The sequence below is a fragment of the Zooshikella ganghwensis DSM 15267 genome (assembly GCF_000428585.1).
Classification (GTDB): domain Bacteria; phylum Pseudomonadota; class Gammaproteobacteria; order Pseudomonadales; family Zooshikellaceae; genus Zooshikella; species Zooshikella ganghwensis.
This window is the reverse complement of sequence record NZ_AUAF01000061.1, coordinates 1-26,922: the sequence shown is the minus strand read 5'-3', so window position 1 is coordinate 26,922 and position 26,922 is coordinate 1. Positions and strand designations below refer to the sequence as shown.

General features: G+C 43.4%; 23 protein-coding genes and 2 pseudogenes. 11 read left to right on the top strand and 14 right to left on the bottom strand.

Annotation, left to right across the window (positions count from 1 at the left end):
• The 11 genes and pseudogenes from F607_RS34115 to dksA form a co-directional block, all read right to left on the bottom strand.
• Positions 1 to 155: pseudogene (locus F607_RS34115) on the bottom strand (IS982 family transposase); the annotation flags it as partial.
• A 395-nt stretch (positions 156 to 550) separates the two neighbouring features.
• The gene (gene pgi / locus F607_RS0114075) at positions 551 to 2,221 is read right to left on the bottom strand and encodes a glucose-6-phosphate isomerase (protein WP_027708597.1); all 1,671 of its coding nucleotides are present in this window, start codon (positions 2,219 to 2,221) and stop codon (positions 551 to 553) included.
• A gap of 171 nt (positions 2,222 to 2,392) precedes the next feature.
• Entirely contained in the window at positions 2,393 to 2,773 is a 381-nt protein-coding gene (gene panD, locus F607_RS0114070) for an aspartate 1-decarboxylase (protein WP_027708596.1), read from the bottom strand.
• A 14-nt stretch (positions 2,774 to 2,787) separates the two neighbouring features.
• A complete protein-coding gene (gene panC / locus F607_RS0114065) occupies positions 2,788 to 3,636 on the bottom strand; it encodes a pantoate--beta-alanine ligase (RefSeq protein WP_027708595.1) in 849 nt (282 codons plus the stop codon).
• Complete coding sequence (panB, locus tag F607_RS0114060; RefSeq protein ID WP_027708594.1) at positions 3,633 to 4,427, bottom strand: 3-methyl-2-oxobutanoate hydroxymethyltransferase; 795 nt, start codon at positions 4,425 to 4,427, stop codon at positions 3,633 to 3,635. The genes panC and panB overlap by 4 nt, the downstream gene beginning before the upstream one ends.
• Positions 4,428 to 4,563: 136 nt before the next feature.
• Positions 4,564 to 5,094, bottom strand: coding sequence for a 2-amino-4-hydroxy-6-hydroxymethyldihydropteridine diphosphokinase (folK, locus tag F607_RS0114055; RefSeq protein ID WP_027708593.1), 531 nt, complete (start codon positions 5,092 to 5,094; stop codon positions 4,564 to 4,566).
• Entirely contained in the window at positions 5,091 to 6,497 is a 1,407-nt protein-coding gene (gene pcnB, locus F607_RS0114050) for a polynucleotide adenylyltransferase PcnB (RefSeq protein WP_084611245.1), read from the bottom strand. Before pcnB ends, folK begins: the two co-directional genes overlap by 4 nt.
• 733 nt (positions 6,498 to 7,230) lie before the next feature.
• Positions 7,231 to 8,610, bottom strand: coding sequence for a sigma-54-dependent transcriptional regulator (locus F607_RS0114040; protein ID WP_027708590.1), 1,380 nt, complete (start codon positions 8,608 to 8,610; stop codon positions 7,231 to 7,233).
• A 73-nt stretch (positions 8,611 to 8,683) separates the two neighbouring features.
• A complete protein-coding gene (locus F607_RS0114035; RefSeq protein ID WP_276523944.1) occupies positions 8,684 to 11,722 on the bottom strand; it encodes an ATP-binding protein in 3,039 nt (1,012 codons plus the stop codon).
• 310 nt (positions 11,723 to 12,032) lie between these two features.
• Complete coding sequence (gluQRS, locus tag F607_RS0114025) at positions 12,033 to 12,935, bottom strand: tRNA glutamyl-Q(34) synthetase GluQRS (RefSeq protein ID WP_027708587.1); 903 nt, start codon at positions 12,933 to 12,935, stop codon at positions 12,033 to 12,035.
• A 204-nt stretch (positions 12,936 to 13,139) separates the two neighbouring features.
• Entirely contained in the window at positions 13,140 to 13,583 is a 444-nt protein-coding gene (gene dksA / locus F607_RS0114020; protein WP_027708586.1) for an RNA polymerase-binding protein DksA, read from the bottom strand.
• A gap of 282 nt (positions 13,584 to 13,865) precedes the next feature.
• On the opposite strand from dksA, the gene sfsA reads away from it, so the two are divergent.
• Positions 13,866 to 14,639 carry a DNA/RNA nuclease SfsA gene (sfsA, locus tag F607_RS0114015; RefSeq protein WP_027708585.1) on the top strand — a complete coding sequence of 258 codons (774 nt, stop codon included), beginning with the start codon at positions 13,866 to 13,868 and terminating at the stop codon, positions 14,637 to 14,639.
• On the opposite strand, the gene F607_RS0114010 is transcribed toward sfsA, so the two are convergent.
• Complete coding sequence (locus F607_RS0114010) at positions 14,633 to 14,986, bottom strand: Rieske (2Fe-2S) protein (RefSeq protein WP_051311485.1); 354 nt, start codon at positions 14,984 to 14,986, stop codon at positions 14,633 to 14,635. The two genes, sfsA and F607_RS0114010, sit on opposite strands and share 7 nt — an antisense overlap.
• A 196-nt stretch (positions 14,987 to 15,182) precedes the next feature.
• Between F607_RS0114010 and F607_RS0114005 the strand changes: the two genes are divergently transcribed.
• The 3 genes from F607_RS0114005 (at position 15,183) to F607_RS0113995 (ending at position 18,266) form a co-directional block, all read left to right on the top strand.
• The gene (locus F607_RS0114005; RefSeq protein WP_051311484.1) at positions 15,183 to 16,172 is read left to right on the top strand and encodes a FecCD family ABC transporter permease; all 990 of its coding nucleotides are present in this window, start codon (positions 15,183 to 15,185) and stop codon (positions 16,170 to 16,172) included.
• A 21-nt stretch (positions 16,173 to 16,193) separates the two neighbouring features.
• Complete coding sequence (locus F607_RS0114000; protein ID WP_027708582.1) at positions 16,194 to 16,964, top strand: heme ABC transporter ATP-binding protein; 771 nt, start codon at positions 16,194 to 16,196, stop codon at positions 16,962 to 16,964.
• 246 nt (positions 16,965 to 17,210) lie between these two features.
• On the top strand, positions 17,211 to 18,266 hold the full coding sequence (locus F607_RS0113995) for a succinylglutamate desuccinylase/aspartoacylase family protein (RefSeq protein WP_027708581.1): 1,056 nt from the start codon (positions 17,211 to 17,213) through the stop codon (positions 18,264 to 18,266).
• Positions 18,267 to 18,584: 318 nt separating this feature from the next.
• On the opposite strand, the gene F607_RS0113990 is transcribed toward F607_RS0113995, so the two are convergent.
• Complete coding sequence (locus F607_RS0113990; protein ID WP_027708580.1) at positions 18,585 to 18,860, bottom strand: TfoX/Sxy family protein; 276 nt, start codon at positions 18,858 to 18,860, stop codon at positions 18,585 to 18,587.
• 469 nt (positions 18,861 to 19,329) lie between these two features.
• Between F607_RS0113990 and mrcB the strand changes: the two genes are divergently transcribed.
• The 4 genes from mrcB to F607_RS0113970 all read left to right on the top strand — a co-directional run bounded on the left by mrcB (position 19,330) and on the right by F607_RS0113970 (position 23,269).
• Positions 19,330 to 21,705: a penicillin-binding protein 1B gene (gene mrcB, locus F607_RS29790; RefSeq protein ID WP_084611244.1), complete on the top strand. Its 2,376-nt coding sequence runs from the start codon at positions 19,330 to 19,332 to the stop codon at positions 21,703 to 21,705.
• A gap of 11 nt (positions 21,706 to 21,716) precedes the next feature.
• Positions 21,717 to 22,421: a tetratricopeptide repeat protein gene (locus F607_RS32890; RefSeq protein ID WP_051311483.1), complete on the top strand. Its 705-nt coding sequence runs from the start codon at positions 21,717 to 21,719 to the stop codon at positions 22,419 to 22,421.
• Between the two features lie 64 nt (positions 22,422 to 22,485).
• A complete protein-coding gene (locus F607_RS0113975) occupies positions 22,486 to 22,803 on the top strand; it encodes a YqcC family protein (RefSeq protein WP_051311482.1) in 318 nt (105 codons plus the stop codon).
• 7 nt (positions 22,804 to 22,810) lie between these two features.
• Positions 22,811 to 23,269, top strand: a complete 459-nt coding sequence (locus tag F607_RS0113970; RefSeq protein ID WP_027708578.1) for a DUF2195 family protein — start codon at positions 22,811 to 22,813, stop codon at positions 23,267 to 23,269.
• A 73-nt stretch (positions 23,270 to 23,342) separates the two neighbouring features.
• Here the strand turns inward: F607_RS0113970 and F607_RS0113965 are convergent, their stop codons facing one another.
• Complete coding sequence (locus tag F607_RS0113965; RefSeq protein WP_027708577.1) at positions 23,343 to 23,801, bottom strand: DUF4124 domain-containing protein; 459 nt, start codon at positions 23,799 to 23,801, stop codon at positions 23,343 to 23,345.
• 573 nt (positions 23,802 to 24,374) lie between these two features.
• Between F607_RS0113965 and F607_RS0113960 the strand changes: the two genes are divergently transcribed.
• From F607_RS0113960 to F607_RS29780, 3 genes and pseudogenes are all read left to right on the top strand, one after another.
• Entirely contained in the window at positions 24,375 to 26,099 is a 1,725-nt protein-coding gene (locus F607_RS0113960; protein WP_027708576.1) for an acetolactate synthase 3 large subunit, read from the top strand.
• A complete protein-coding gene (ilvN, locus tag F607_RS0113955) occupies positions 26,099 to 26,590 on the top strand; it encodes an acetolactate synthase small subunit (protein WP_027708575.1) in 492 nt (163 codons plus the stop codon). The genes F607_RS0113960 and ilvN overlap by 1 nt, the downstream gene beginning before the upstream one ends.
• A gap of 117 nt (positions 26,591 to 26,707) precedes the next feature.
• Positions 26,708 to 26,922 (top strand): annotated as a pseudogene (locus F607_RS29780) (IS982 family transposase); the annotation flags it as partial.

Genomic DNA, 26,922 nt, shown 5'->3' with positions numbered 1-26,922 from the left:
CCAAAAAACTCGCCGATGAGCTCCATTGCAATCACTTCAGGATCAGAAAGGGAAGGCATAGTCCCTCGTTCACGTAATCGCTGGCCTTTAAGTAACTCATTGAAGGTATCATCAACCCAGCAATAAACTGCTATGATAAACTCTTCTACTGACATCCCCTGTCCCTTTGAATTTGTTTCGGCAAAACAAAGGTTGGGGTCAGGGGTTGTCATTTCAAACTAATAAAAGTCGAGCATCGCGTTATTTTAGTTTAAAAAATATTGAGTTATTTAGCGTTTATATTCGAAAGTGAGACTCAACGCTGAGCTTATCTCTCAATACCCTTCAGTAGGAGGATAAGTCAATAAAATATCAATTTAATAAAAGAGTTAGTGTTAAAAGAGTACCCGTATTATTGAAATTATAAGGGTGACAATAAAATACCTTTGCCTAAAAAAGTATTAATGGAACCAGAGTGTTCCATGTTAGCGAGTGCAAGCTGAAATGCAAAGAAAAACGGCAGGAATTAACCTGCCGTTCTCAAAAATAACTGACTTATTTAAGCTACAAGTTAGTCATTTTTATCACGAAACATTTTGATCAGTGCATTGGTTGAGCTGTCAAACTCTGGGGCTTCAGCACCAGCCAATAGTGTTGGGTAGATAGTGTCACCGAGCTGTTTGCCTAGTTCTACACCCCATTGATCGAAAGAGTTGATTTGCCACATATGTCCTTGCACAAAAACTTTGTGTTCATACAGCGCCACTAAAGCTCCCATGACCTCTGGTGTTACTTTAGGCAGCACCAGCATATTGCTAGGGCGATTACCTGGGTGAACTTTGTGTGAGGCAATATGATCTGCTTCAGCACCGACTTTACCTGCAGCTAATAGTTCTGCTTTAGCCTCTTCCAGATTTTTTCCTGTCATTAAGGCACGGCTTTGGCTTAAAGCATTTGCGTAAAGCCAACGATGGTGCTCACCAATGGGGTTGTGAGTTTCAACTGGTGCAACAAAGTCTACAGGGATTAGCGCAGTACCTTGGTGAAGCAACTGGTGGTAAGCGTGTTGTCCATTGGTACCTACATCACCCCAAATTACTGGACCTGTAGTATAAGTAACCGTTTCACCAGCTTTATTTACTGATTTACCGTTACTTTCCATATCCAGCTGTTGTAAGTGATTTGGCAGCTCGCCTAAATATTTGTCATAGGGGAGCACTGCGTGTGATGCTGCGCCCATATAGTTATGATACCAAACACCCAATAAACCCATCAGTACAGGCATATTTTCCGCTAATGGTGCGGTACGGAAGTGCTCATCCATTGCATAAGCACCTTCCAGCAGTGCGAGGAAGTTATCAAAGCCTAAGGTGAGGGCAATAGGCATACCGATGGCAGACCATAAAGAGTAACGTCCACCAACCCAGTCCCACATCGGGTAGATATTTTCTTCACAAATGCCAAAAGCAACGGCTTTTTCTACGTTACTGGAAACAGCAAGGAAGTGTTTTTGTACATCTTCTTGCTTGGCACCTTGATCAAGTAACCATTGACGACAGGTTTCGGCGTTTAATTTGGTTTCCAGAGTAGAAAAAGATTTAGATGCAATGATGAAAAGCGATGTTTCAGGATCAACTTGTTTGAGTACTTCAGCTGCATCACTTGGATCAACGTTGGCAATATAATGGTGTTTAATGCCTTCTTTTATATAAGGTGTCAGTCCTTCAATAACCATTTTAGGTCCAAGGAAAGAGCCGCCAATACCAATATTAATAATGTGTTTTATTGGCTTACCTGTGTAGCCTAACCATTCGCCATTATGAACTTTTTCAGTTAAAGCCTGCATACGACGCAAGGTGTCTTTGATGGCAGGCATTACATCTTGCCCATCAACCTTGATCTCACGGTCACCTCGATTACGAAGTGCCATGTGCAGTGCGGGGCGATGTTCAGTGTTATTCACTTTTTCGCCGTTAAACAGTGCTTGAATACCGTCACTGAGTTTGGCGTCGTTGGCAAGGTTAATAAGTGCTTTGAGGGTGTCTTCGGTAATCAGGTTCTTTGAGTAGTCGAGAAACAGCGATGCGGCTTGCAATGAATATCGATTAAAGCGGTCTGGGTCTTCTGCAAATAATTGCTTGAGGGTGGTTTGTTTTAGCAACTCACGTTGTTTTAACAGGTCCACATTATGAGCAAAAGCATCAAGCGGCGTTGGCCCTTGCAACGTACGATTGTTCATCATTGACACAGTTTCTCTTTGGTTATGTTAATCAGGATTTATGCACGAATGTGCAGAAAAAAGCCCCTACAAAACCATAAAAATAGCTGGGAAAGCGTAGAAGGCAAGCTGATTATAGGCAACAGAAGGGGGTGGGCCTAGTAACACTAAGTAACAAAACCCACCGAGTTGATTTCAGGCAATTTGTACAGGGATAGCGTTCGCACTATGGCTGACAGCATTGTCTTCTAATAGGTAAATTAAGGCGGGTTTAAAATCAGTGAGTTCACTATCGTCGTATTGTGCATAGGCACAAATAATTACGCGATCACCTACCTGAGCTTTGTGGGCTGCAGCACCATTAACTGAAATAATACCAGAGCCGTCTTCACCACGAATGGCGTAGGTAGTAAAACGCTCACCATTTTCAATATTATAAATCTGAATTTGCTCATATTCTCGTATACCTGCCATATCCAGTAATTTTCCATCAATGGCACATGAGCCTTCATACTCAAGTACGGCGTGCGTCACACGCGCTTGATGCAGCTTCGCCTTAAGCATCGTTGTTTGCATGGTTTGGTTTTCCACTAGTTCAGATTAATCACAATATTGTCAATTAAGCGAGCTTTACCTAAATAAGCAGCAGCCAAGACGACCAGTTCTTTATCTTTGGAAGAGGCGGGTAATAAAGAATGCTGATTGCAGATATCAATGTAGTCAGGTTTAAAGCCCGCCCGAGCCAGGTTGGCAGTGGCATCTTTCATAATAATATCGAAAGGAGTTCCAGCTTGAATGGCATCTTTTACTTTACATAAGGTGGCGTATAACTTGGGTGCTATTGTTAACTCATCTTGAGTGAGGTAACCATTGCGGGAACTCAAAGCAAGCCCACGCTCATCACGGGCAATATCTGCCCCAACAATTTTAATGGGTATATATAAGTCATCCACCATTTTGCGGATAACGGCCAGCTGTTGAAAGTCTTTAATACCAAACACCGCGATATCGGGCTGTACAATATTGAATAACTTACACACGACAGTCGCTACCCCAGTAAAATGGCCTGGGCGGCTTTTGCCACAGTGCATATTGGATAAGCTGTCTACAGCCACGGCAGTATGATGGTCCATCCCCTCGGGATAGATTTCTTCGGTGCTTGGGGCAAACAGTAAGTCTACCTTTTCATTTTTTAATTGTGCTTGGTCCTCTGCCAGGGTGCGTGGGTAGGACTCTAGATCTTCACTGGCACCAAACTGCAGAGGGTTCACATATATACTGACAATAACAATATCAGCTTGCTCCTGGGCTTTATGAACAAGCGATAAGTGCCCAGCATGTAAGTTGCCCATGGTGGGTACAAAGGCAACTTTTTTCCCATCAGCCTTTGCTGCGAGTACAAAATCCCGAATGGCTTGGATAGAGTGTACGGTTTTCATTCTTTAAACCCATGTTCTTCGGCGGGGTAGGTGCCGCTTTTTACTGCGTGTGAAAAAGCTTCAATCGCGGCTGGAATAGAGTCTGCTTCCGCTAAAAAGTTTTTAACAAAACGTGCGGGCTTACCGGGCGTAATACCAAGCATGTCGTGTAATACGAGTACTTGTCCATCAGTGTCTGGTCCGGCGCCAATACCAATGACGGGAACATGGACGCGCTTAGTAATTTCTTTGGCTAAGGGGGTGGGAACACACTCTAAAACGAATAATGCTGCACCGGCTTCTGCAAGCTGTTCAGCATCCGCTAAAAGTTGAGTTGCAGCATCACCTCGGCCTTGTACTTTATAGCCCCCAAATACATTTACCGATTGGGGTGTTAGCCCAAGATGAATACAGCAAGGAACGCCATTGCGGGAAAGCTGTTGAACAGTCTCTTTTAGCCATGATCCCCCTTCTAACTTAACAACGTTAGCGCCTGCAGCCATTAGTTTTCCAGCATTTATTAGTGTCATTTCAGGGGAGGCAAACGACATAAAAGGCATATCGGCTATGAGAAGAGCGCCCTGGTTACCCCGACTTACACACTCTGTGTGGTATATCATCGTGTCCATGGTGACAGGTAACGTACTATCATGGCCCTGCAATACCATACCCAATGAGTCGCCTACCAATATAGCTTCAATGCCTGCTTTACTGACGACATGGGAAAATGTGGCATCATAAGCAGTGAGTACAGAAAACTTTTCACCGCTGGCTTTCATTTTATTTAATGTGGTAAGAGTGATATTGGCCATGCTTAACTCTCATGTGCAACTGTGCTTATTGGGCTGATTATACGCAAAATGTTACAGATTCCGAGTAGTGGTAACAGTCCATTCAATAAACACACTGACGAACAGCAATTCACTGATGGAAAAGCTATCCCTTACTTCAGTTATAGGGTGACTGTTTGTGGGTTGCTGCAATTAACGTCATAAGATGGGTGGGTAATCGGGTGATGCCTGATTGATCGGCAACAGTGGCGAGTTGTCGGACAGTTGTTCCTGAAGGTAACACTAAGTCTTCGGCAATATCTGCCAGTGGTAGCAAAACAAAACTTCGGTTGGTCATCTCGGCATGTGGTACGACAAGCCGATCGTGGTTAATAACCTGATTACCATATAACAGAATATCTAAATCAAGCGTACGTGGTCCCCAACGCATCAGTCTTTGGCGGCCTTGTTGCTGTTCAATGGACTGCAATGCATCCAGTAATGTAAGTGGTGAAAGGCTAGTGTTGATTTGCACAACAGCATTCAGGTAATTCTGCTGTCCTGCAGGACCGAGTGGTGGGGTAGAGTAAAGCCCTGATACGGCTTCCAGCATCGTTTCAGGTAACTGCTGTATACCTTGAAGCCCGGCAATGATATGAACTAACGGGTCATCAAGGTTGCTGCCGAGTGCTATATAACTGCAAATCATGCGCTAGGTTTTGAGTGTGGTGAAGGTCGACGACGATGACTGGGACGACGGCGCTTTCTGGGCTGAGGGTTAAGCATTTTCAACATTTGCCGGCGCTGTTGCTCATTGCCTTGCTGGTACTGTGACCACCATTGCCCTAAGTTATCCAGCTGCTCTCCCGCTTGTTCACGAATCAGCAAAAAGTCATATCCAGCACGAAAGCGGGTGTGGTTTAAGGTGGCCTCAGTGCGTTTACCATGACGAACTGTAAGTCGGTGCTGTAATTCCCATATTTCCCGCATAGGGATTGCAAACCGCTTTGGAATGGCAGTATGCGCTGATTGGCTATCGATTACGTGGAGACCTGCTTGGATCATTGCTGGGATAGGGGGAACACCTTGGTGACGTATATCATGCGCATAATGAACCATAGGTACCCATAGTAGTGCTGCAAACAAGAAGGCAGGATGCACTGTTTTATTCTGGCGAATACGTTGGTCTGTATTTTTGAGAATCAAGGCAATGAAACGCAGGCCAAACCCATCATCCTGATCAATTAATGCATCCGTCATGGGGAATAGCTGCTTAAATAACCCATATTCACGAAGCATGGTAAAGGTTTGTTCTGCTGCACCTCCAAGGAAAAGTTTTAACACTTCATCAAACAGGCGGGCAGAGGGGATATCACGGAGCAAGTCAGCAAGCACAGGAATTGGAGCCGCTGTTGAGCGCTCAATGGTAAAGTCTAGTTTGGCAGCAAAACGAATCGCCCGTAACATGCGAACAGGGTCTTCTTGGTAACGGGTTGTGGGGTCACCAATTAAGCGAACGGTGCGAGCTTTTATATCTTTGACGCCATTGGCGTAGTCATGAATGGCAAAGCCTCGTGTAGTGTAGTACAAGGCATTCATGGTGAAGTCACGACGCATGGCATCATCTTCTATGGAGCCATAGACATTATCTCGTAAAATACGCCCGCTTTCAGCTTGCAAGGCATGCTTAGAAGAGGTTTGATCAAGCTCGTTGTGAGTGCTGTGATGCGCACGAAATGTAGCTACTTCGATAATCTCTCGCCCAAACTGCACGTGCACCAGCTTAAATCTTCGGCCAATTAGTCGAGAGTTACGGAATAAGCGTCGAGCTTCTTCGGGGGTTGCGCTGGTAACTACGTCGAAGTCTTTTGGTTGCTTGCCAAGGAGTAAGTCACGAATACAGCCTCCAACTAAGTAGGCTTCATACCCACCATCTTGCAGGCGATAAATGACCTTCAGTGCATTGTGACTGATTTGTTTACGAGAGACAGAGTGATTTTCACGTGTAATCTTGGTAAAAATAGGCTTCTGTTGAGGGGCTGTTTTGCCAGTTTTACCAGGCAATTTACTTAGCAGGGCATTTAGCCAGCTAAACCGTTCATTAAGCTTCATGAAAGTCAGAAAACATCCACAGTGTCGCTAAAAATAACCTAAGGTTCAAAAAAAGAGCGGCTATGATAACACTGTTCATGATGGATGCCAGTTTTTAAGCAATAAAAAAAGGGCTAGTGCCCTTTTTGAGGAAAGCTAAAGCTGTTGTTATTGTCTTTATTATTATTTTTATAGGTAACAGGAATTACATCCCTTACTGTTATTTTGACCTCATCCTGGAACCAAGCGGGGTTCCCTGCATAGTGCAAACGGATTCTTTTGGAGACGGAGTGGTGAGCATTTCATACCACTTAAAAAGACCGCTCGCCAAAACAATCAATTTGCGGACTCCTGTTGTTATTATTGTTACTGAGTCCAAATTATTATTCTTATTGTTAGTAAGCATTGTTTTTATTGTTTTTATACTGAATATACTGCAGGTGGTGTGCCAGTTTTTTATTTTTCAATAAAAACAATACTTTATGAAAAAAAGCTAAAAAACGAGCGCTCTTATAGGTATAAATACTTATAAAGTGTTACCTTTTTACGTATTCACCCTTCATGATGTGTTACTTATCAGCTATAGCGGTAACAAGTGAGTCTGTTTCAACCCATTAATTTGGAATATGCTATTGCTGAAAAGAATAAAAATGTGGGATTTGTCTCACTTTGCTTGAAGGTGAGAAGTAGAGATTTTGCCCCAAGTGACTGGGGCTGAAGATGGGGTTAAAAACACTAGAGAACAGCAGCTAATTCAGACTGTTTTTTTGCGAGGGATACCCAAACGCTGGCGACGCTCCCATAGGCATTTTCGGCTGATACCTAGCTTTTGAGCGAGTTCAGTTTCCGTCATTTGATCCTGATGTTCTAGCACAAAGTGCTGAAAGTAGTCTTCTAAAGACAGTTCTTCATGCTGCTCAACGGTAGTTATACTGGATGAGAAGCTAGGCTCTGGTTTGGCAATATCAATGTTCAAAAGATCTGGGGTGATGATATCACTATCACATAAAATCACTGCCCGCTCGACAGCGTTTTCAAGCTCTCTCACATTACCTGGCCAGTCATACGCATTAATCGTTTGATAGGTTTCTGGGGCGAAGTAATGCCTTTTGCGACCAAGCTTAGCGCATTGCCTTTCAAGAAAACGCTCGGCAATTTCAGTGACATCACTACCGCGCTCCCGCAGAGGGGGCAAGCGGATCTCAATAACATTCAGCCGATAGTAGAGGTCTTCTCGAAATTCACCTTTTTTAGCCAGACTTTTTAAGTCCCTATGGGTTGCTGCAATCAGCCGGACATTGACTTGCTGTGAATTGACAGAGCCAACGCGTCTAATTTCGCCTTCTTGTAAAACCCGAAGTAAACGTGCTTGAGCCTCTAAGGGGAGCTCACCTATTTCATCTAGAAATAATGTGCCGCCATCAGCAGCCTCTACTAATCCGTGGCGAGCTGCAGTGGCTCCGGTAAAGGCCCCTTTTTCATGACCAAATAATTCTGACTCAATGAGTGTTTCAGGTATTGCCGCGCAGTTAACTGAGATCATCGGCGCATGTTGCCGGTTACTTTGATCATGAATGGCTTTGGCGACAAGTTCTTTTCCTGTGCCAGACTCGCCTAAAATCAGTACTGTCGAATCTGTTGGGGAGACTTTTTGAATTCGTCGAGCAAGCTCCAGCATTGCCGGACATTTGCCGATTATATGGCTCTGGCTTGTTTGTTGAGCTTTATCATCTGTTGATGATGCTTCATCAGCGCTGTGCGTATTTTGTTTTGAGGGAATTCTGGGGTTGGCATTGATGATGCTGGTTACCGTTGTAATCATCTCATCATGATCAAAAGGCTTGGCGATGTAGTCAATAGCTCCTTTTTTCATAGCTTCTACAGCTGATCTCAGGCTAGCGTAACTGGTCATTACTAAAACAGGAGTATCCCCGGCGTGGGCAATCAAATCCGTGCCTTGGCCTCCAGGTAACCGTTGGTCAGTAATCACTAGGTCGAAGCTATCCAGGTTGAATGTTTCAAGGGCATGTTGTACTGACTCTGCTTCTTCAACCGCATACTTGTGCCGCTCTAATAACCGTTTTAGTGCGGCACGGATAACCTTTTCATCTTCGACAATCAAAATTTGCTTCATAGCCACAGCCTGTTGTCTCTAATAAAGGTCAAATAGGGGTACTTTCAATAGGCTAACTAGCCAGACTCTAAGGTTACTCAATAGGTAACCATACACTTACCTGGGTTCCAAAAGGAGGAGCCTGTTGCATTGGGCTCTTTATGGTAATTCTACCAGAATGTTCGCGCACAATGTTGAATACCATAGCAAGTCCAAGCCCTGTGCCTTCTCCAGGATCTTTTGTCGTGAAAAAAGGCTCAAAAATTTGCCGTTGATTGGCTTCAGAAATGCCTTCCCCTTGATCAATCACACTGATAATGGCGTATTTTTGCTGGCGTTCAGGCAAACCTTTACTGGGTTGTTGAATGCGGCTCGTTATTTTGATGTACCCTTGGTTCGGTGAAGCATCTCGGGCGTTGTTAAGTAAATTTATAAAAACCTGTAGCAGTCTCTGGGCAATGCCTTGGACCATAATGGATTGATCACAAGTATTGGAAAAGTGAACAATTTTATCGTGCTGTTTTAACGAGACAAGCTTGATGGCCTCATCGATCGTGGTGAATATGTTAACGTGCTCTACATTAGGAATAAGCTTAGGTGTTGAGCCAGAGTGAGCGAAGTTAACCAGTGATTGCACAATATTACTGATTCGCTTCGTTTGCGTGACAATCTGCTCTGCCATTTCCGTTGTCAGTGGATCTGATGACTCAGATTTAAGTTCTTGAGCTAAGCAGGCAATAGCTGTTACCGGGTTGCCTATTTCATGGGCTACACCTGCCGCTAGTTGACCAATGGAAGCGAGTCGCTGGCTGTGCAGCAGCTTATCAGCCATAAGCTGAGCCTCTGTCTGGTCTTCTAATAGGATAACAAAGCCTCCCACACTAGCTTGTTGACGAGATGCATCTTGATTAATTGTTTCCTGAGTGTTGGTCGCTATTGTGTTTTGGTTAGAGAAGCTGGTAATTGGAGGTATCGCTGCTTTGTGTGCATTTATCCAACGAGGCTCATTATTAATAACAAGCTGCTGCTTGTGTAAATGGTCGTTGCTATGTTGAATCGTACGCTTGAGTAGTGCTTGCCAGGGTTCAGCAACATCGTCTAGATAAGAGCCAATAATCTGAGTGGCGCTAATGTCTGTGAGTTGACTCATTGCTTTATTCCACATCAAAACTTCGTGGTCCTTCCCTAATGTACAAATGGCTAAGGGTAATGACTCTAAAGTTTGTCGGTGATAACGCCTTAACCCATCAAGCTCAGCAGCTAAGCCTGTGAGTTGAGAGCGATAACGCTCTAAGCGGCTTTCAATGAACTGAATGTCTTCTGATACATATTCTTCATTGTTGTGCTTAAAAGGCAGGAAGGTATCAACGATATCTGTTGCAACAGCAGGTCCCATTAAGCCAGATAAGTTGGCCTCTAAACGGTCTCGCAAGCGGCGCAGCGCGTAGGGTCTTTTTTCGGCATAGGTATAACCAAGATCAACAAGTGCTCGATCAACCTCATGTTGTGCCATGTGCAAACCTAATGGCTTGCTGAGTGCTGCCTGGAAGTCTTGAGGAGTACATACAGCAAGTTCTTTTCGGGCTGGACGATGAATATTATCAACAGCACAGGCATTAGCAGCGCTTAATTCAGCATCAGACATCTGAGTTATGAGTGATACTGCGATAAATACCAACGTGTTAATAAGGAGTGAGCCAATAGCGGCAATGTGCCAAGGCTCGGCATTTGAGTCTACGCCCCAATAGCCAAGCAACGTACTCACAAGGCTGACTTGTGGGAGGTCACTCAATAGCGGTGTTAGTAAGGTTAAGGACCAAACGGTAAAACCAATGATTAGTCCACAAATAAATCCTTTATGATTGCCTTGAGGCCAATAAAGAACGCTAAGTACACCAGGTAAAAACTGAAGAGCACCGACAAAAGCGACAATTCCTAAATTGGATAGGTCCTGCTCTGCCCCCAGTAGCCGGTAAAAGCCATATCCTGCAAGAATAATCAAAGCAATGAGAATACGGCGAATATTGAGCAGCCATTGGTAAAGGTTTTGGCTGCCTTGTGGTTGTATTACTGGCAGGACAATGTGATTAAGAACCATTGCGGACAATGCCAATGTTGTTACAACAATCAATGCGCTGGCAGCAGATAGTCCACCGATGTAGCCTAGCAATGACAGCCACGGGGTCTGACTCGCTAAGCCAATACCAATGGTGAAATATTCTGGGTGTGTTGGATTGTTGAGCTTAAGTCCTGCCCACAAAATGGGGGGAATCGAGATGCTTAAGAGTAACAACAGGAGTGGTAATCCCCAGCTTGCCACTGATAGCGCATGGCGGCTTTGGTTTTCAGTAAAACACATATGAAACATATGTGGCATCACAATGGCAGAAGCAAAAAAGACCAGTAGCAGTGTGCGCCAAGGACCCTCATCTAATGGTGTTTGTAATGCTGCGAGGGCAGTGGCATGGTCGCTCAGCCAGTTCTGCATATCAGCAGGCCCTGAAAACACTACGAATAATGCATAACCTCCAATAATCAAAATAGCGATAAGCTTAATAAGAGATTCAAAGGCTATTGCTACTACCAGGCCGGCATGTTTTTTACCGCCAGCAATATGTCGTGCACCAAATAGAATGGCAAACATAATAATCATTATGCAAAAGCCTAAAGCGAGCTTTTCAGGCATAGCATGCTGGGTGAGAATTTGTACCGTATCAGTGACTGCTTGTATCTGTAATGCCAGCAGGGGTAACACTGCAAGTAACATAAAAAATGTTGTTAGCGTCCCTGCCCAGCTACTGCGAAAGCGAAAAGTAAAAAGGTCTGCCAATGATGCAAGCTGGTAGGTCTGGGTAATTCTAAGAATGGGGATTAGCAGTACGGGGGCAAGTAAAAAAGCACCACAAATACCCAAGTAATAGGCTAAAAATAAAAAGCCATATTGATGTGCTAAGCCGACAGTACCATAAAAGGCCCAAGCACTGGCGTAAACACCAAGTGATAAAACATAGGTAACAGGATGGTTGGCAATTTTGGCTGGGAGGTAACCACGCTCAGTCGCAAATGCCGTTAAAAATAACAGCAGCAGATAGCTGATACTGACAATGACCAGATGAGTTAGCTCAAATGTCATCAGCACCTCGTTGCCGGTGAAGAATATAGCCGACAATAATAAGTCCTATCCACAACAGATAAGGTCTATACCAGAGTGTTGGCATTTCGATCCACCATTCCATGATGGCTGGAGAAAATAAGTAAATTCCTACTACCAGTAGGAGAACAAGACGATATATATACATAAGTGTCGTATATAAATAGTTGGTCTCGTTGATAGTACTGCAAGTATTGTTTATCTTGCAAAGTCGTTTCAGTTTAAAAATTAAAAGGAAGTATATGACGGTGTTGAAAACACTGATTTATATGACATATTTTTTATGAGATTTTTACGGTGCGGTTGTAGGCAGTAGAGTCTCTGGAATAGTCATCGACTGAGGGATAATGCGTGAATCCCAATGGCGGGTCGCCCAGGCTATTATCTCAGACACTTTTGCACCAATCAGCTCGGGTGGAGGGCTTTGGTTGAGAGCATGTAATGCCCGTATTAACACTGGTTGAGGGTGCTCTAATGGGAGAGGTGTTGCCAAGTTTTGCTTAGATAATTTTTTACCATCACTGGCAACGATCACAGGAATGTGGGCATAGCTTGGATGTGAAAAACCTAAGACAGATTGAAGGTAGTATTGTCGGGGTGTTGAATCAAGTAAATCTGAACCTCGAAGAATATGAGTTATTCCTTGTAATGTATCATCAATAACAACGGCCAACTGATAAGCAAATAAGCCGTCTTTGCGCTTAATAATAAAGTCTCCGCCTTCTTCCTCTAAGTTGAATGACTGTGCTCCCTGAATTTTATCAATAAAGTTAACGGGGGTGGATTCGGTTTTGAGTCTAATAGCAAAGGGTGAGGCTGGCAGTGTGCGTTGATTACGACAAGTGCCAGGGTATTGTCCATGGAAAATACTTAGTTCTTTACGTGAGCAGGTGCAGGGATAGGCTTGTTGTTGTTTACGGAGGTACTCAATGTAATCCTGATAAATAGTGTGACGGGATGACTGATAAATGATGGGTTGGTCCCAGTGTAAACCGTAGTATTCCAGTGCTTTCAGGATAAGTTTAGCGGCACCTGCTTGTTCTCGTGGTGGATCAATATCTTCAATGCGAACCAGCCACTCACCCTGGCTAGCTTTAGCATCAAGATAGCTGGCAAGTGCACTGACTAGCGAGCCAAAGTGCAGGGGGCCTGTAGGAGAAGGGGCAAAACGCCCTCGATAACGTACCTTACTCATGGTCGTTACCATAATAAAAAATGAGGGTATATTGAAGTGGTAGCCAAAGTTAACGAGCCAGTACTAACTGTGTAAGGGCTAATATATTTTTGACTAAAAGGAGTGGGCGACATAGCGCCAATCAGCATCTGCAGCAAATCCTCAGCGTAGGATGCCGATAGTTACTTTGATGTTAAAGCCCCTAACAATAAGTGACTGCGGCTATTAGCCGCCGACTTGTCGTTCTTTTATTTCTGCCAGGGTTTTGCAGTCAATACACAGTGTTGCTGTAGGACGAGCTTCCAGACGGCGAATACCAATTTCAACACCGCAGGCATCACAAAAGCCGTAGTCGTCTTCTTCTATACGTGTAAGTGTCTGCTCAATTTTCTTAATGAGTTTGCGCTCACGGTCCCGTGCACGAAGCTCTAAGCTGAATTCTTCTTCCTGGCTTGCACGATCGGCAGGGTCAGGAAAGTTAGCCGCTTCGTCTTTCATGTGAGTAACCGTACGGTCCACTTCTTCCATGAGCTCCTGTTTCCAGTTACGAAGGATGGCTGAAAAATGAGCAAGCTGTTGCTCGTTCATATATTCCTCGCCTTCTTTTACTTCATAAGGCGTGAAAGATTTCATTAGATAACTGGATTCAGTTTTGTTTTGTGCTGACATTTTTACAGCCTCACAAAAGTGAACATTTTCCTTAGGGTGCGCATAAAATGCACATTAAATTCGTGAAAATGCTGAAAAAATAACCAGCATAAATTTCACGAAGCGGAGAAATTACCAGATACAATCAAAAGACGCTACTGGTATTTCAATATTTTTTTGTCGTTAAACAAAAAACATCATGTATAGTTAATCGCATTTTGCTATAGCTGCAATATTTTTTGTTCATAACAAACGCTATAGACTGTTCAATTAGGTTGTAATTCAGTATACGGGTAATTAATTTTGAAGTTTGAGCAGCCATTAAAAAACGGTGTACTTCTGAAACGCTATAAACGTTTTTTAGCAGATATTCATCTACCTTGCGGAAATAATTTAACACTTCACTGCCCAAATACGGGTTCTATGTTGAATTGTGCTGAGCCTGAAAGTCGGGTTTGGTTTTCCTGGTCTGATAATCAAAAACGTAAGTATCCTGGTACTTGGGAGCTTGTTGAAGTCCAAGCTGAGTCTACTGACGGAAAACAAGCTAAAGGGCTTGCCTGTATTAATACAGGACGGGCAAATACTGTTATTTATGAAGCGATTCAAGAAGGCGTTATTGATGAGCTTGAAGGTTACAAAAATATTCGAAAAGAAGTTAAGTATGGGGCTGAAAAAAGCCGTATTGACTTGCTGCTTGAATCTGATGATAAGCCTTCATGCTATGTAGAAGTTAAAAGCGTCACCCTGGCAGTGGGTAGAGGATGGGGTCTGTTTCCTGATGCAGTATCTGCCCGAGGATCAAAACATCTTCGTGAGTTAGCAGCGATGTGTGCAGAAGGATACAGAGCAGTATTGGTTTTTTGTGTGCAGAATACATTGATTGAGCAAGTGGCTCCCGCTGACCATATAGACCAAGTCTATGGGGAAGCACTTCGTGAGGCTGTTGCAGCAGGGGTAGAAGTGTATGCTTACGCAGTTGATATAACGCCTCAGTCTCTAGTTTTAGAGCGGCGGCTTCCAGTGCATTTGAATCAGGGCCAGGAATTGCAAGCTTTATTGACTGAGGCTCAGTGAGCTTCAGCAGATGAAAGTGGAAGTGTGACACAAATCTGTTGATTGGATGAGTGACAAGCCAGTTTAGTGAGGTGTTGGCCTGCACAAGGACCGGCAATACAAAGCCCTGTTTCAATTAAGAATAAGGCACCATGAGTAGCACACTGGATGAGACGCGCATCAGTGTCCAAAAACTGGTCAGGTTGCCACTCCAGGCGAATGCCCAAATGAGGACACCTGTTTAAATAAGCATGAAACTGGCCTGCGCGGTTCACAACAAAAATCGTTTGCTTTCCAACCGTAAAACCTTTGCTGGTATTGGGTGGAATCTCATCAACTGTACATAGCGTAATGCTCTCATCGCTCATAGACGGCCGCTTGCTTGAGTGAACCTTTCACTATTGTGACGCTGTGGAGACAGGTTAGCAATGTATTTACCCAGATTTTAAAAGTAAGAAGCTAAATGTATTTTTATGCGTTAGATATGCAACAAAAAATGAAGAATAAGAAGCTATGAGGCAGAGTCGTAAGGTCAGATGGTGGCTGACTTCTGTTTTGCTACTCATGCTGATAACGATAATTTGGGCGCTTAGTGTAGGGGTAATTGAAACACCTTGGTACAGTGCTTTACTTTTCGGTTTAGAGGACAGCAGAGGGCAGCTTCCAGCTCATATTTATACCATTATTGTTGATATTCGCTTACCAAGGGTGATGCTCGCCCTAGTGGTTGGAGCTATTTTGGCCAATAGTGGTGCGTTGTTACAGGGCCTGTTAAGAAACCCACTGGCCGATCCTGGGGTTTTGGGTATTTCCAGTGGTGCTGCTGTTGGTGCTGCTTTTGCAATGCTGGTACTTAATCAACTTTTTCCTGATTTAGCTACTGCACTGGGTGAATTCCTTGTGCCGTGTTTTGCCTTCTTAGGAGGCGTTCTGGCTACCTGGGTTGTTTATCGGCTAGGCGTAACTGTTTGGAGAATTTCTGTATCCACTATGTTGCTGGCGGGTGTTGCTATATCTTCCATGGCGATGGCTGCTCTAGCGGCCATAAACTACCTGGCGGATGATTTAACACTGCGTTCCTTTATGTATTGGCAGTTAGGTCAGCTGGGTGGTGCTCAATGGTGGGCGGTTGCTACCTGTTTTACGGTGCTGTCTTTGCAAGTTCTGCTCATACCGTGGTTGGGACAAGGGTTGAATGCCTTGTTATTGGGTGATCAGGAAGCAAGTTATTTAGGGGTTCCTGTTGAAACGTTAAAGCGAACGGTAATTTGTGTTGCTTCACTAGGGGTTGGTGTTGCTGTCGCTGCAGTAGGTATTGTGGCATTTGTTGGGTTGGTTGTACCGCATATTGTGCGTCAGTGTACTGGACCTAATCACCAGATATTACTACCCGCTGTGACGTTATGTGGTGCTTGGCTATTGCTGGTTGCTGACACACTTTCACGTTGGTTACTTGCACCACTGGAGCTGCCAATTGGTATTGTCACCGCACTGATTGGTGCACCTGTTTTTATTTGGCTATTAGTTCAGCAACGACAACGGATGGTTAGTTAATAGTGCATGGTTAGTTAATAAATGTTGCAAGCAGCAAGTGTTTCAGTGCATAGGCTAAATAAAACTTTATTACATCCTATCAGTGTGATCTTCAACCCTGGTGAGCTTATTGTATTACTAGGGCCTAATGGTGCTGGGAAATCAACATTACTACACTGTCTTGCGGGCGGGGTTCCAGATAGCACCGGGGAACTTTATTGGCAGCAACAGCCAATAAACCAGCTATCACGTCAGTTTAAATCTCAACATATTGCATTTTTAGGGCAACAGCATCAGCTGCAATTTGCATTCACTGTTGCAGAAGTTGTTGCCTTGGGTCGTTTGCCCTGGAACACATCGTCTGCCGAAAACGCCCACTGGGTTAAGTTAGCCCTTCAGTGTTTCGATATTATCCATCTACAAAATCGAAATTACCTTTCCTTATCTGGAGGAGAGCAGCAGAGGGTTCAGTTAGCTAGAGTGTGGGTTCAAGTACAAGCAAAAAAGCCTGAAACAAGGTGCTTATTATTAGATGAGCCACTTGCGGCTTTAGATCCTAAACATCAGTTGCAGCTTATGGAAGAAGCAAGACAGTTTGCTCATGCAGGTCATGTCGTAGTTATGGTGTTGCATGATATGAATATGGCCTTGCGTTATGCAGACAGGGTTTTACTGCTAAATGAGGGTAAGGCTGAGGGGTGGGGGAAGCCCGTAGAAGTTCTTACGCCTGAACAAATAGCAAATGTTTTCTCGCTTAATGTGTCAATCATGTCTCATCCGGACAGAGATTTTTCTTTTGTCGTGATCAACTAAACACCACTTGCATAAAGACTGCTCAATTAATGTGAAAAGTTGATTATCATTTACCAGAGTTGTGAACCACTTAATGATGACTTAATTCTTTCACTATATCGCAACCCTATGATAACTCGTTATGCTATCAGGCCCGTTTTTGAAGGCTGCAGATGGTGGACAGTTGTTTTGTATTGCCTTGAGAAAGTTGGTGATAACTAGCAGTAACTTACGTGTTTAAAAAAAGAAAACGATAGGATGGATGGGATGCAACGTGCTCCGTTTGAGATAAATGGTGTAAAAGTGGAGGCAGGCAAGCGTGCAACTGTAGACTTGGCTGTGGCCCAGCTGTATACCCATACCCCTCTGAATATACCAGTACAAATTGTTCATGGTCGGCAAGATGGTCCTGTGCTTTTAGTATGTGCTGCAATTCATGGAGATGAATTGAATGGTGTCGAAATCATTCGTCGTCTATTAAAACTAAAAGTGATGTCTCAGCTAAAGGGAACACTGGTAGCGGTGCCTATTGTTAATGTCTTCGGTTTTATCCAGCGTTCTCGGTATTTGCCAGACCGACGTGACTTAAATAGATGTTTTCCAGGTGTCAAGAAAGGTTCACTTGGTGCCCGAATTGCTAACTTATTTTGTGAAAGTGTTGTGCGTAAGTGCACACATGTTATTGATTTACACACTGGTGCTGTTCATCGTTCAAATTTGCCTCAAATATGGGGGGCTATGAACAGTAGTGGTTCAAATGAAATGGCGCGTGCATTTGGCACACCTGTTGTATTAGATGCTACGTTACCTGATGGCTCCTTAAGGTCTTTTGCAGAAAGTATTAATATTCCCGTTATCACCTATGAGGCGGGCGAAGCGTTGCGTTTTAATGAGCTGTCTATTTATGCAGGCATTCGTGGAATTATTAATGTGATGCGTATGCTGGGTATGTTGCGCTCTCATAAATCGAAGAAAAAATCGAATAGAAGCCCAGTTATTGCCAATCAATCACAGTGGGTCAGAGCAGAAACAGATGGTGTGTTTCGTCCTCTTGTAGAGCTTGGTGCCAGTGTTAAAAAACACCAGCCGCTGGCTACCATTAGTGCGCCCTTTGGCGATGCAGAACTCACTGTACGTGCACCTGCATCAGGTATTGTAATTGCCAGAACTAATATACCGCTTGTTAATGAGGGTGAAGCACTCTTTCATGTAGCCTTTTATGAGAAGGTTTCAGAAATTGCTCGTCATGTCGAAGTCTTCCAGTCAGAGTTATTTGATGATGAATTAATTTTTGCCGATGATATGGAAGAAGAGTCTTATTGAAATACTTAGTCAGGTGTAAAGTCTTGGCCTATGCTGTTGTGGGTATATTTGATAATGAATTTGATGCAAAAAAAAGCTGCCTGGGTTAGAGGCAGCTTAAACCGTGATTAGCCTGATGAGGAGATAACCTGTTTAGCTGTTTACCGCCAAGTAAAGCTGTTTACAGATTATCGCTGTCATGTGACAACGATTTAAATGATAATCATTCTCATTATCAAAGTCAAGCAATTAAATCTTGAATAACTCATTTTTTTTATGGACGTATTAAGTAGATACTTTTCAAGCCGCTATAGGTAAAAAAGAGGTGGACTCTACTTATTAGTTTTCTGGTTGGCGCTGTCCGTTACTTTCAGCTTCTTTGATTAGTTTGGCTTTTAAGTCAGGGTCTAACTGATTCCAGTGGGCATCGAGTAAGGCTCCTTCTAGCGCATACAGCAATACTTTAGAGACTTTAAAGCCACGGGTTTTGATTTTTCGGTAAGCTTCAACTGAGCCAATCTGTTCTAGGGTTTCTTTATCTCTAATACCTACAGCATTAAGCCACTGTACAGATGTTTTACCCAGGTTTTTCAATTCGATTAAGTCGGTAGCCATTGTCATTTTCCTTGCCCGAATGAATAACCAGCAAATGAATAAGCGTATTATTTTTATTATGAGTCAAGCGAATAGGGAGCACTCTTGTTCTAATAATAGCCAATAATTCAAAACTGTTTGTTAATTACACTAAATTCTTATTTCATTTTGGTAAAATAACCTTCAAGAATATGCTCGTTAAACGAGACTTTTCTACATAACTATCTGAGTTTAAAATACTTTTATTACTTATTTGACTAAGTTGCTGACTTAGATGTTTTGGTGAATGTTTGAGTCTTTGGTGATTTTATGACTAACCTCAGGCTTATTGGGTCTGATAGTTTTGACTACTATTCACGTTGTAAAGCGCTTTTTAATATCCGCTTTATGACATATAGAGTCACAACTAAAGGAACCAATAACGGGTATAAGTTCTCGAATCAGCTAAGAGCATTATGGAGTAAGCAACTGAGCCCGTATAATCCAACCCATGAGCAAATCAGATCCTAACAGCACAAATTCCCAACCCCAAAAGCCTGTAAAAAAATTTCGCCTTTTCCGCACTCTAATCAAGCTTTGTTTGCTGATTATGTTGGTGGTCGGTGTTGTTGCAGGGGTATATCTTTATCGCCTTGATACTGTAGTTACTGCAAAGTTTGAAGGTAAAAAGTGGGATATTCCAGCCAAAGTATATGCCCGTCCACTGGAGCTTTATGAAGGATTGCAACTGTCGCCTGATACGTTTGCGCTCCAACTAAAGCAGCTGGGTTATCAGCGTAAAGATTTAGTAGATAGCCCAGGTGAAGTGATGAGAAAGGGTACAACATATACGTTGTATACCCGTGGTTTTCAGTTTGAAGATGGCGCAGAGCCAGCTCAACAAGTGTCAGTGACCTTTAATCAACAAAGTGTAAAAGCACTAAAAAATAACGAAGGTGAATCAGTACCCCTGGTAAGGTTAGAGCCGTTGCTGATTGGCGGAATTTACCCCGACAGCAATGAAGACCGTATTATTACCAGGTTGGAAGAGCTACCGGATATGCTGATTCCAACACTGCTTGCTGTTGAAGACCGAAAGTTTTATCAACACTATGGTGTTTCATTTAAAGCCATTGCGCGTGCCGCATGGATTAATTTCCGCTCTGGAGCAACGGTCCAAGGTGGGAGTACCTTGACGCAGCAGTTAGTCAAAAACTTTTATCTGAGTAGTGAACGCTCGTTTAAGCGTAAGCTGTCAGAAGCAGCCATGGCTTTTTTGCTGGAATTGCATTACAGCAAAGATGATATTTTAGAAACCTACCTTAATGAAGTTTATCTTGGCCAAGAGGGTAAGCGTGCAATTCATGGGTTTGGATTGGCAAGCCAGTTTTATTTTGGTAAGCCGATTAGTGAACTTGAATTGCATCAAGTAGCGCTATTGGTAGGAATTGTCAAAGGCCCTTCAGAATACGACCCAAGGCGTCAGCCTAAAAAAGTTCTTAAACGGCGTAATCTGGTTTTAAAGGTTATGGCGAAGCTGGGCCATATAACTCAAGAGGAAGCTCAAAAAGCTATTGAAAAGCCGCTAGATATTGTTAAGTCCAATAAATCTTACCTGGCTAATGCGTATGCTTACCTTGATCTTGTAAAACGGCAACTGCGTGAAGAATATAATGATGAAGACTTAACTTCAGAAGGGCTTAGCGTTTTTACTAATTTGGATCCAGTGATCCAAATGAAAGCACAAACCAGTGTCACAGAGACAATTAACAAACTTAAAAAAGCTTATCCCAAGCATAAAGACCTGCAAGGCGCCATGGTGGTTACAGCACCTAACAGTGGAGATGTGCTGGCGATTGTTGGGGCCGTTAAACCTGGTTATGCTGGTTTTAACCGCGCACTGGATGCTGAACGCTCTATTGGATCTCTGGTCAAGCCCGCCATCTATTTAACTGCATTGAGCTTTCCAGAACAGTTCAACTTAGCCACGTTAATTGATGATGACTCAATTACGATTCGTTCAGATACAGGAGAGGTGTGGGAGCCCAAAAACTATGATCGTAAAAGTCATGGTTGGGTACCTTTACACAGGGCCTTAGCAAAAAGTTATAACTTAAGTACCGTGCGACTAGGGATGGAAGTGGGTTTGTCAGAAGTTATTCATACCTTGCAACAGCTTGGTGTTGGTGAAGAACTTAAGCCTTTTCCAGCAATGCTATTAGGTGCGATTAATCTAAAGCCTATACAAGTTGCTCAAGTCTATCAAACCATAGCTGCGGGTGGCTTCCAAACACCTATGCGTACAATCCGTGCGGTATTAACAGCCAATGGCGCGACGCTTCAACGTTATGAGTTAGCTTTGGAGCAGAAAGTGGATGAGCGCTTTGTTCACCTTGTTCAGTACTCAATGCAAGAAGTGATGCGTGAAGGCACTGGTCGTGGTGCGTATAGTGTCTTGCCTGGCAAATTAAGGCTGGCAGGAAAGACTGGTACAACTAACGACAGGCGCGATAGTTGGTTTGCCGGATATGGTGATAATTTATTAAGTGTTGTTTGGATTGGAAAAGATAATAATGAGTCAACACCATTAACGGGTAGTTCTGGAGCGCTCAAAGTGTGGTCTGATTTTATGAAGAAGGCCAACGTTCGCTCTTTGCAGCCTATAATACCTGAGGGTGTAAACTACTTATGGGTTGATGAAGCAACAGGGTTAAGAAGCCAAGAACGTTGCCCTGGTGCTCGGTACCTGCCTTTTGTGTCAGGATTTGAGCCACTACAGGAGGCGGGCTGCTATCGGGCTAATGATGGCTATGATAGACGCAACGGTTATCCTCAGCGCCGCCGTTCAAATAATGTTATTGATTGGTTTAAGTCTATTTTTAGATAAGGGGAAGACAAATGCAGTCAAGTCATGGACAGCATTCAAAGCTAGTGATGGTGTTGGGTATATTGGTAGCTTTAGCTGGCTGTCGATCAAACCCTTACTTGGTACCCGCTGATCGTGACCCTGGAACCGGTATGTTGCCAGGGCAAGGTGGTTATCAGCAAGCACCGGTTGAGTCACGTTATCCAACAGATCAACATGGTCGCTACCCACAAGCGCCACAGCAACAGTATCCTCAGCAAGGTTATCCTGATGATCCCTATAACCAGGAACCTGCTCCTCAACAGTATCCACAGTCTCGTGGGGATAATAATGGTGGTTACACCGTTGAGCAAAATACGAACTCACAGCAGGCTTATGATCAGTATGATCGCAGAGCCAGTGTGTCAAGGGTAGAACGTGATCAGTACGCTTATGTATCTCGCCCAGAGTCAACAACATCAAGTAATTCGGCAGTACGTAAGTTGATTAATACAGCAAAGCGCCAACACGCTGAAGGCAACTTAGGTGGCGCTGCTGCAACCCTTGAACGGGCATTGCGGGTCTCTCCACAAGATCCAAATGTTTACTATGAGCTAGCTTCTGTTAGACTCATGCAGCACAATTACCGCCAGGCAGAGCAATTAGCCCGTAGAGGTTTAACATTAACTCGTGATGCAGGCATGAAAGCGCGTTTTCGGGATCTAATCCGTGAATCGCAAACTATTGCTGCTCAGTGATAGGTTAAGCTGACATGATTTGCTCTGCCACACAGTTACACATAAGGTAGTGCCAGAGCAAATTATGAAAACCACAAATTTACGACACCTGCTCCAAGCTATTCAAGATGAAATGGAGGCGCTCCAGCTCTGGGAAGTGGAACCTCCTTCTGCTGAAGCCCTTGCCAGCAAACAGCCTTTTTGCATTGATACACTGGAGTTTACTCAGTGGTTACAGTGGGTTTTCTTACCCAAAATAGAGGCGCTGTTGGATAAAAATACCCCGCTACCATCTTCTAGTAATATCCATGCACTAGCAGAAGAGTATTTTAAGTCGTTGACAGTTGACTCTGCTCAGCTACTTGTCCTGCTTAAAAGAGTCGACCAACTGATTACTCAGTGATAGCACTATGATAACTAAGCAAAGGAACTTGCTATTGCTGGTTTTTCTTTATTCCTTTTTGACAGGTTGTGTGTTTACCTCATCAACTAAGCCCATTTCTGTTGTCGGAAAAAATCAGCAATTGCTTTCAAATTTAACCATCAAAAACTATGTTGATCGTTGTGTTATCATGGCTCCAAGGCAGGTTGTTTACCGGAGAGAGGGTAGTTTTCTTGAGGGGGTGCTGTACTCAATGGAGCCCCTCAAACAGTGTGGTTGTGATTCTTTTTTACTGGATTATCGGCTGCAGGAAGTTTTGGATAGTCAAAAAAAACAACTAAACAAAACGATGAGCTGGGAAGCTTCACGGTTAGTAGCTCCATTACCAGGAAAGTCGAAGCCCTTTAGCGTTTCACTTAAAACTGATTCTGCAGTTTATTATCGAGGTAAGCTGGTGGTGACCCTGAAATGCCCTCCAGGGTTCTAGAGCTATGGAGCTAATGTTTTTACACTTTTTTTATTTGCAGCGAATGTTTGAAAGTGAGTGTTGAGAGCTGCAGCTATAAGCAAAACTCTTTGATGGCTTCATCAGCTTGTTTGATTTGCGCCTGACGTTCTTCTTCACTCAGCATTTTGATTGAGCCATCCTCCATTTTCATTTTGACCCTGCTTTTTAATGTGAGTTGTACTTTATTTTGCCTAGCTTCTTCGCACTGTTTTTTACGTTCCTGCTTTGCAGCGGCTAAATCTTTTTGAAAGCGAGCTTCTTCTTCTTTCTCTTTTGTCTCTAAAGTTTGCTCTACTTTTGTTTCCTCAAGCTCTTTAGTCGCCTGGTCTTGATTGGTTGGTTTTTGAGCATGGGTTTTCACTGACTCTGCATTGGCACCTTCAGGTGGGCGAGTACCATAGTGGGTTACTCCCAGGTCATCTACCCATTTATAAAAGGTATCTGCATGGGAGAGTTGGGTTTGCAAGCAAAAAACAAGGCAAGTAATGCTGACTAACAAAAATGGTCTCATACGGGGGCCTATGGTTATCACTAGAGTACGCAGCTGTACAAACAGATTAAAGTATAGTGTATAGAAATTTATTGCTAAACAGTTAAGCAAGATCTTACTAAGTTCATGTTAAGCCACTGTCAATCACTTAAAATCTATGTGGTTTTATGGGCCTTCTTAAACAAGGTGCAAAAACACATACAGCATTTATTCGCTATTGACATATTGTTGCTGAACAATAACATGTATAGGTTGATAGCTATGTTATCAATTTTCTGTCAGGCCCAGAGTCGTAACCCGATATCTGGCTGATTCCCTTGACCACGTTACCTCGGGTCGGGAAAACAGATACGTACCCGTGTATCTGTTTTAACTGAATAGCTCTGCTAATTATATGTCATTTCACTTAAATGATAGTGTCTGGCAATCCGTTGGATAATTAGCACTAGAGAGTTATAGCGAGGTTGCGTGAGTACCTGATTAAGCGATACCCGTTTATCCTAACCAAGGCCATCCTCGCTCAACTATATCTGGCAGTATAGAATGCAAGTGTAGTATTTGTTGGAAAATATCACGTTTGGAAAGGGGTATTTCGTGGAGCTATTATCTGGCGCAGAAATGGTTATCCGCGCACTAGCGGATGAGGGAGTGGAGTATATTTATGGCTATCCAGGAGGAGCTTTACTCCATGTGTATGATGCTTTATTTCAACAAAATAAAGTCACTCATATTTTAGTTCGCCATGAGCAGGCTGCGACGCATATGGCTGATGGTTATGCGCGAGCTTCAGGTAAAGCCGGTGTGGCTTTAGTGACATCAGGGCCAGGTGCAACCAATACCATTACTGGTATTGCTACTGCTTACATGGACTCTGTCCCTATGGTTGTTATTTCTGGGCAGGTACCTTCGGATTTTATAGGTACCGATATGTTTCAGGAAACTGACATGGTGGGTATTTCACGTCCAATCGTTAAGCACAGTTTTTTGGTGAAACAGGCGCAAGACATTCCAGCCACAATAAAAAAAGCATTCCATATTGCTCAGTCTGGACGACCTGGGCCTGTAGTGGTGGATATTCCAAAAGATATTACCAACCCAAGTGATAAGTATGAGTATATTTATCCGAAAAAAGTAAAACTGCGATCATATACCCCCCCGTTAAAGGGGCATTCGGGACAAATCCGCAAAGCGCTTAATATGCTGCTTGAAGCAAAGCGTCCAATTATATACAGCGGTGGAGGGGTAATCCTCGGCAATGCTTCCAGTGAGCTTACGCAGCTAGCCAAACAGCTACATTTGCCTGTAACTAATACATTGATGGGCTTAGGTGGTTTTCCTGGTACGGATAATCAGTTTTTAGGTATGTTAGGAATGCATGGCAGCTATCCTGCAAACTTGGCTATGCATCACAGTGATCTGATTCTAGCGGTTGGTGTGCGCTTTGATGATCGGGTAACTAATGGTATTTCTAAGTTTTGCCCAACAGCCAAAATCATTCATATTGATGTGGATCCGGCAAGTATCTCTAAAAATATTAGAGCAGATATACCTATTGTTGGCCCTGTACAGCCTGTTTTGAGTGAAATGCTATCGCTGCTGAAAGAAAATAAAAAAGATCAAAATGAAGAGGCTATTCATGCCTGGTGGAAGCAAATAGAAGAGTGGCGCTCATCACGTGGCACATTCCCTTATGATAAAGGTGATGGTTCAGTCATTAAGCCACAAATGGTGATTGAAACGTTGTGTGAAGTGACAAAGGGCGATGCTTATGTGTCCTCTGATGTTGGCCAGCATCAGATGTTTACTGCTCAGTACTATAAATTCAATAAGCCCAGCCGCTGGATTAACTCTGGAGGCTTAGGCACGATGGGTTTTGGCTTGCCTGCTGCTATGGGGGTGAAATTAAGTTTTCCAGATGAAATGGTGGTCTGTGTAACAGGAGAAGGGAGTATTCAAATGAATATTCAAGAGCTGTCTACCTGTATGCAGTATGACTTGCCCATCAAGATTATTAACTTGAATAACCAGGCGTTGGGCATGGTTCGTCAATGGCAGGATATGCAGTATAACAGTCGATATTCCCATTCCTATATGGACTCATTACCTGACTTTGTGAAGCTGGCGGAAGCCTATGGTCATGTAGGCATCCGAATTGAGAAACCTGAAGATCTCAAGCCGGCTATGGAAAAAGCACTGGCTATAAAAGATCGCTTAGTCTTTTTAGATATTCGGGTTGATCCGAATGAGCATGTATACCCAATGCAAATTAAAGATGGCTCTATGCGAGATATGTGGTTAAGTAAGACGGAGCGAACCTAATGCGGCATATTATTTCAGTTTTAATGGAAAACGAACCAGGTGCACTGTCTCGGGTCGTAGGGTTGTTTGCTCAGCGTAACTACAATATTGAAAGCCTTAACGTTGCTCCAACGGAAGATGCAACATTATCTCGCTTAACACTCACGACAATTGGTGCGGATCATAAAATTGAACAAATCACTAAACAGCTCAACAAACTCATTGATGTTGTAAAAGTGGTTGATCTGACAGAAGGCGCTCATATTGAGCGAGAATTAATGTTTGTTAAGGTTAAGGCTACGGGTGGGCAGCGGGCAGAAGTGAAGCGGACGACAGATATTTTCCGTGGGCAAATTGTTGATGTCACTGCCAATACATATGTTGTTCAGCTGGCTGGCGATAGTGCTAAGCTGGATGCTTTTATTCAAGCCGTTGGCTCGTCCACAGTTCTTGAAGTGGTGCGCACAGGTGTTTCTGGTATAGCAAGAGGTGAAAAAGTACTCAGCCTATAATGCTATGCTTTAGTGTTATCGTTAGATGAAAACGCGATGCTCGACTTTTATTAGTTTGAAATGACAACCCCTGACCCCAACCTTTGTTTTGCCGAAACAAATTCAAAGGGACAGGGGATGTCAGTAGAAGAGTTTATCATAGCAGTTTATTGCTGGGTTGATGATACCTTTAATGATTTACTTAAAGGCCAGCGATTACGTGAACGAGGGACTATGCCTTCCCTTTCTGATCCTGAAGTGATTGCAATGGAGCTCATCGGCGAGTTTTTTGGGCTAGATGAAGATACACATATCTGGCGGTATTTTCGCGAACATTGGCGAAATTATTTTCC

Excerpts from the sequence above, each read along its gene's own strand:
- pgi (WP_027708597.1), bottom strand. The coding sequence starts at position 2,221 with ATGATGAACAATCGTACGTTGCAAGGGCCAACGCCGCTTGATGCTTTT.
- panB (WP_027708594.1), bottom strand. The coding sequence starts at position 4,427 with ATGGCCAATATCACTCTTACCACATTAAATAAAATGAAAGCCAGCGGT.
- F607_RS32890 (WP_051311483.1), top strand. The coding sequence starts at position 21,717 with ATGCAGTCAAGTCATGGACAGCATTCAAAGCTAGTGATGGTGTTGGGT.
- panD (WP_027708596.1), bottom strand. The coding sequence starts at position 2,773 with ATGCAAACAACGATGCTTAAGGCGAAGCTGCATCAAGCGCGTGTGACG.
- F607_RS0113990 (WP_027708580.1), bottom strand. The coding sequence starts at position 18,860 with ATGGCTACCGACTTAATCGAATTGAAAAACCTGGGTAAAACATCTGTA.
- F607_RS0114000 (WP_027708582.1), top strand. The coding sequence starts at position 16,194 with ATGTTGCAAGCAGCAAGTGTTTCAGTGCATAGGCTAAATAAAACTTTA.
- F607_RS0113975 (WP_051311482.1), top strand. The coding sequence starts at position 22,486 with ATGAAAACCACAAATTTACGACACCTGCTCCAAGCTATTCAAGATGAA.
- F607_RS0113995 (WP_027708581.1), top strand. The coding sequence starts at position 17,211 with ATGCAACGTGCTCCGTTTGAGATAAATGGTGTAAAAGTGGAGGCAGGC.
- F607_RS0113970 (WP_027708578.1), top strand. The coding sequence starts at position 22,811 with ATGATAACTAAGCAAAGGAACTTGCTATTGCTGGTTTTTCTTTATTCC.
- ilvN (WP_027708575.1), top strand. The coding sequence starts at position 26,099 with ATGCGGCATATTATTTCAGTTTTAATGGAAAACGAACCAGGTGCACTG.
- F607_RS0114005 (WP_051311484.1), top strand. The coding sequence starts at position 15,183 with ATGCTGATAACGATAATTTGGGCGCTTAGTGTAGGGGTAATTGAAACA.
- F607_RS0114040 (WP_027708590.1), bottom strand. The coding sequence starts at position 8,610 with ATGAAGCAAATTTTGATTGTCGAAGATGAAAAGGTTATCCGTGCCGCA.
- panC (WP_027708595.1), bottom strand. The coding sequence starts at position 3,636 with ATGAAAACCGTACACTCTATCCAAGCCATTCGGGATTTTGTACTCGCA.
- gluQRS (WP_027708587.1), bottom strand. The coding sequence starts at position 12,935 with ATGAGTAAGGTACGTTATCGAGGGCGTTTTGCCCCTTCTCCTACAGGC.
- dksA (WP_027708586.1), bottom strand. The coding sequence starts at position 13,583 with ATGTCAGCACAAAACAAAACTGAATCCAGTTATCTAATGAAATCTTTC.
- mrcB (WP_084611244.1), top strand. The coding sequence starts at position 19,330 with ATGAGCAAATCAGATCCTAACAGCACAAATTCCCAACCCCAAAAGCCT.
- F607_RS0114010 (WP_051311485.1), bottom strand. The coding sequence starts at position 14,986 with ATGAGCGATGAGAGCATTACGCTATGTACAGTTGATGAGATTCCACCC.
- pcnB (WP_084611245.1), bottom strand. The coding sequence starts at position 6,497 with ATGAAGCTTAATGAACGGTTTAGCTGGCTAAATGCCCTGCTAAGTAAA.
- folK (WP_027708593.1), bottom strand. The coding sequence starts at position 5,094 with ATGATTTGCAGTTATATAGCACTCGGCAGCAACCTTGATGACCCGTTA.
- F607_RS0114035 (WP_276523944.1), bottom strand. The coding sequence starts at position 11,722 with ATGACATTTGAGCTAACTCATCTGGTCATTGTCAGTATCAGCTATCTG.
- F607_RS0113965 (WP_027708577.1), bottom strand. The coding sequence starts at position 23,801 with ATGAGACCATTTTTGTTAGTCAGCATTACTTGCCTTGTTTTTTGCTTG.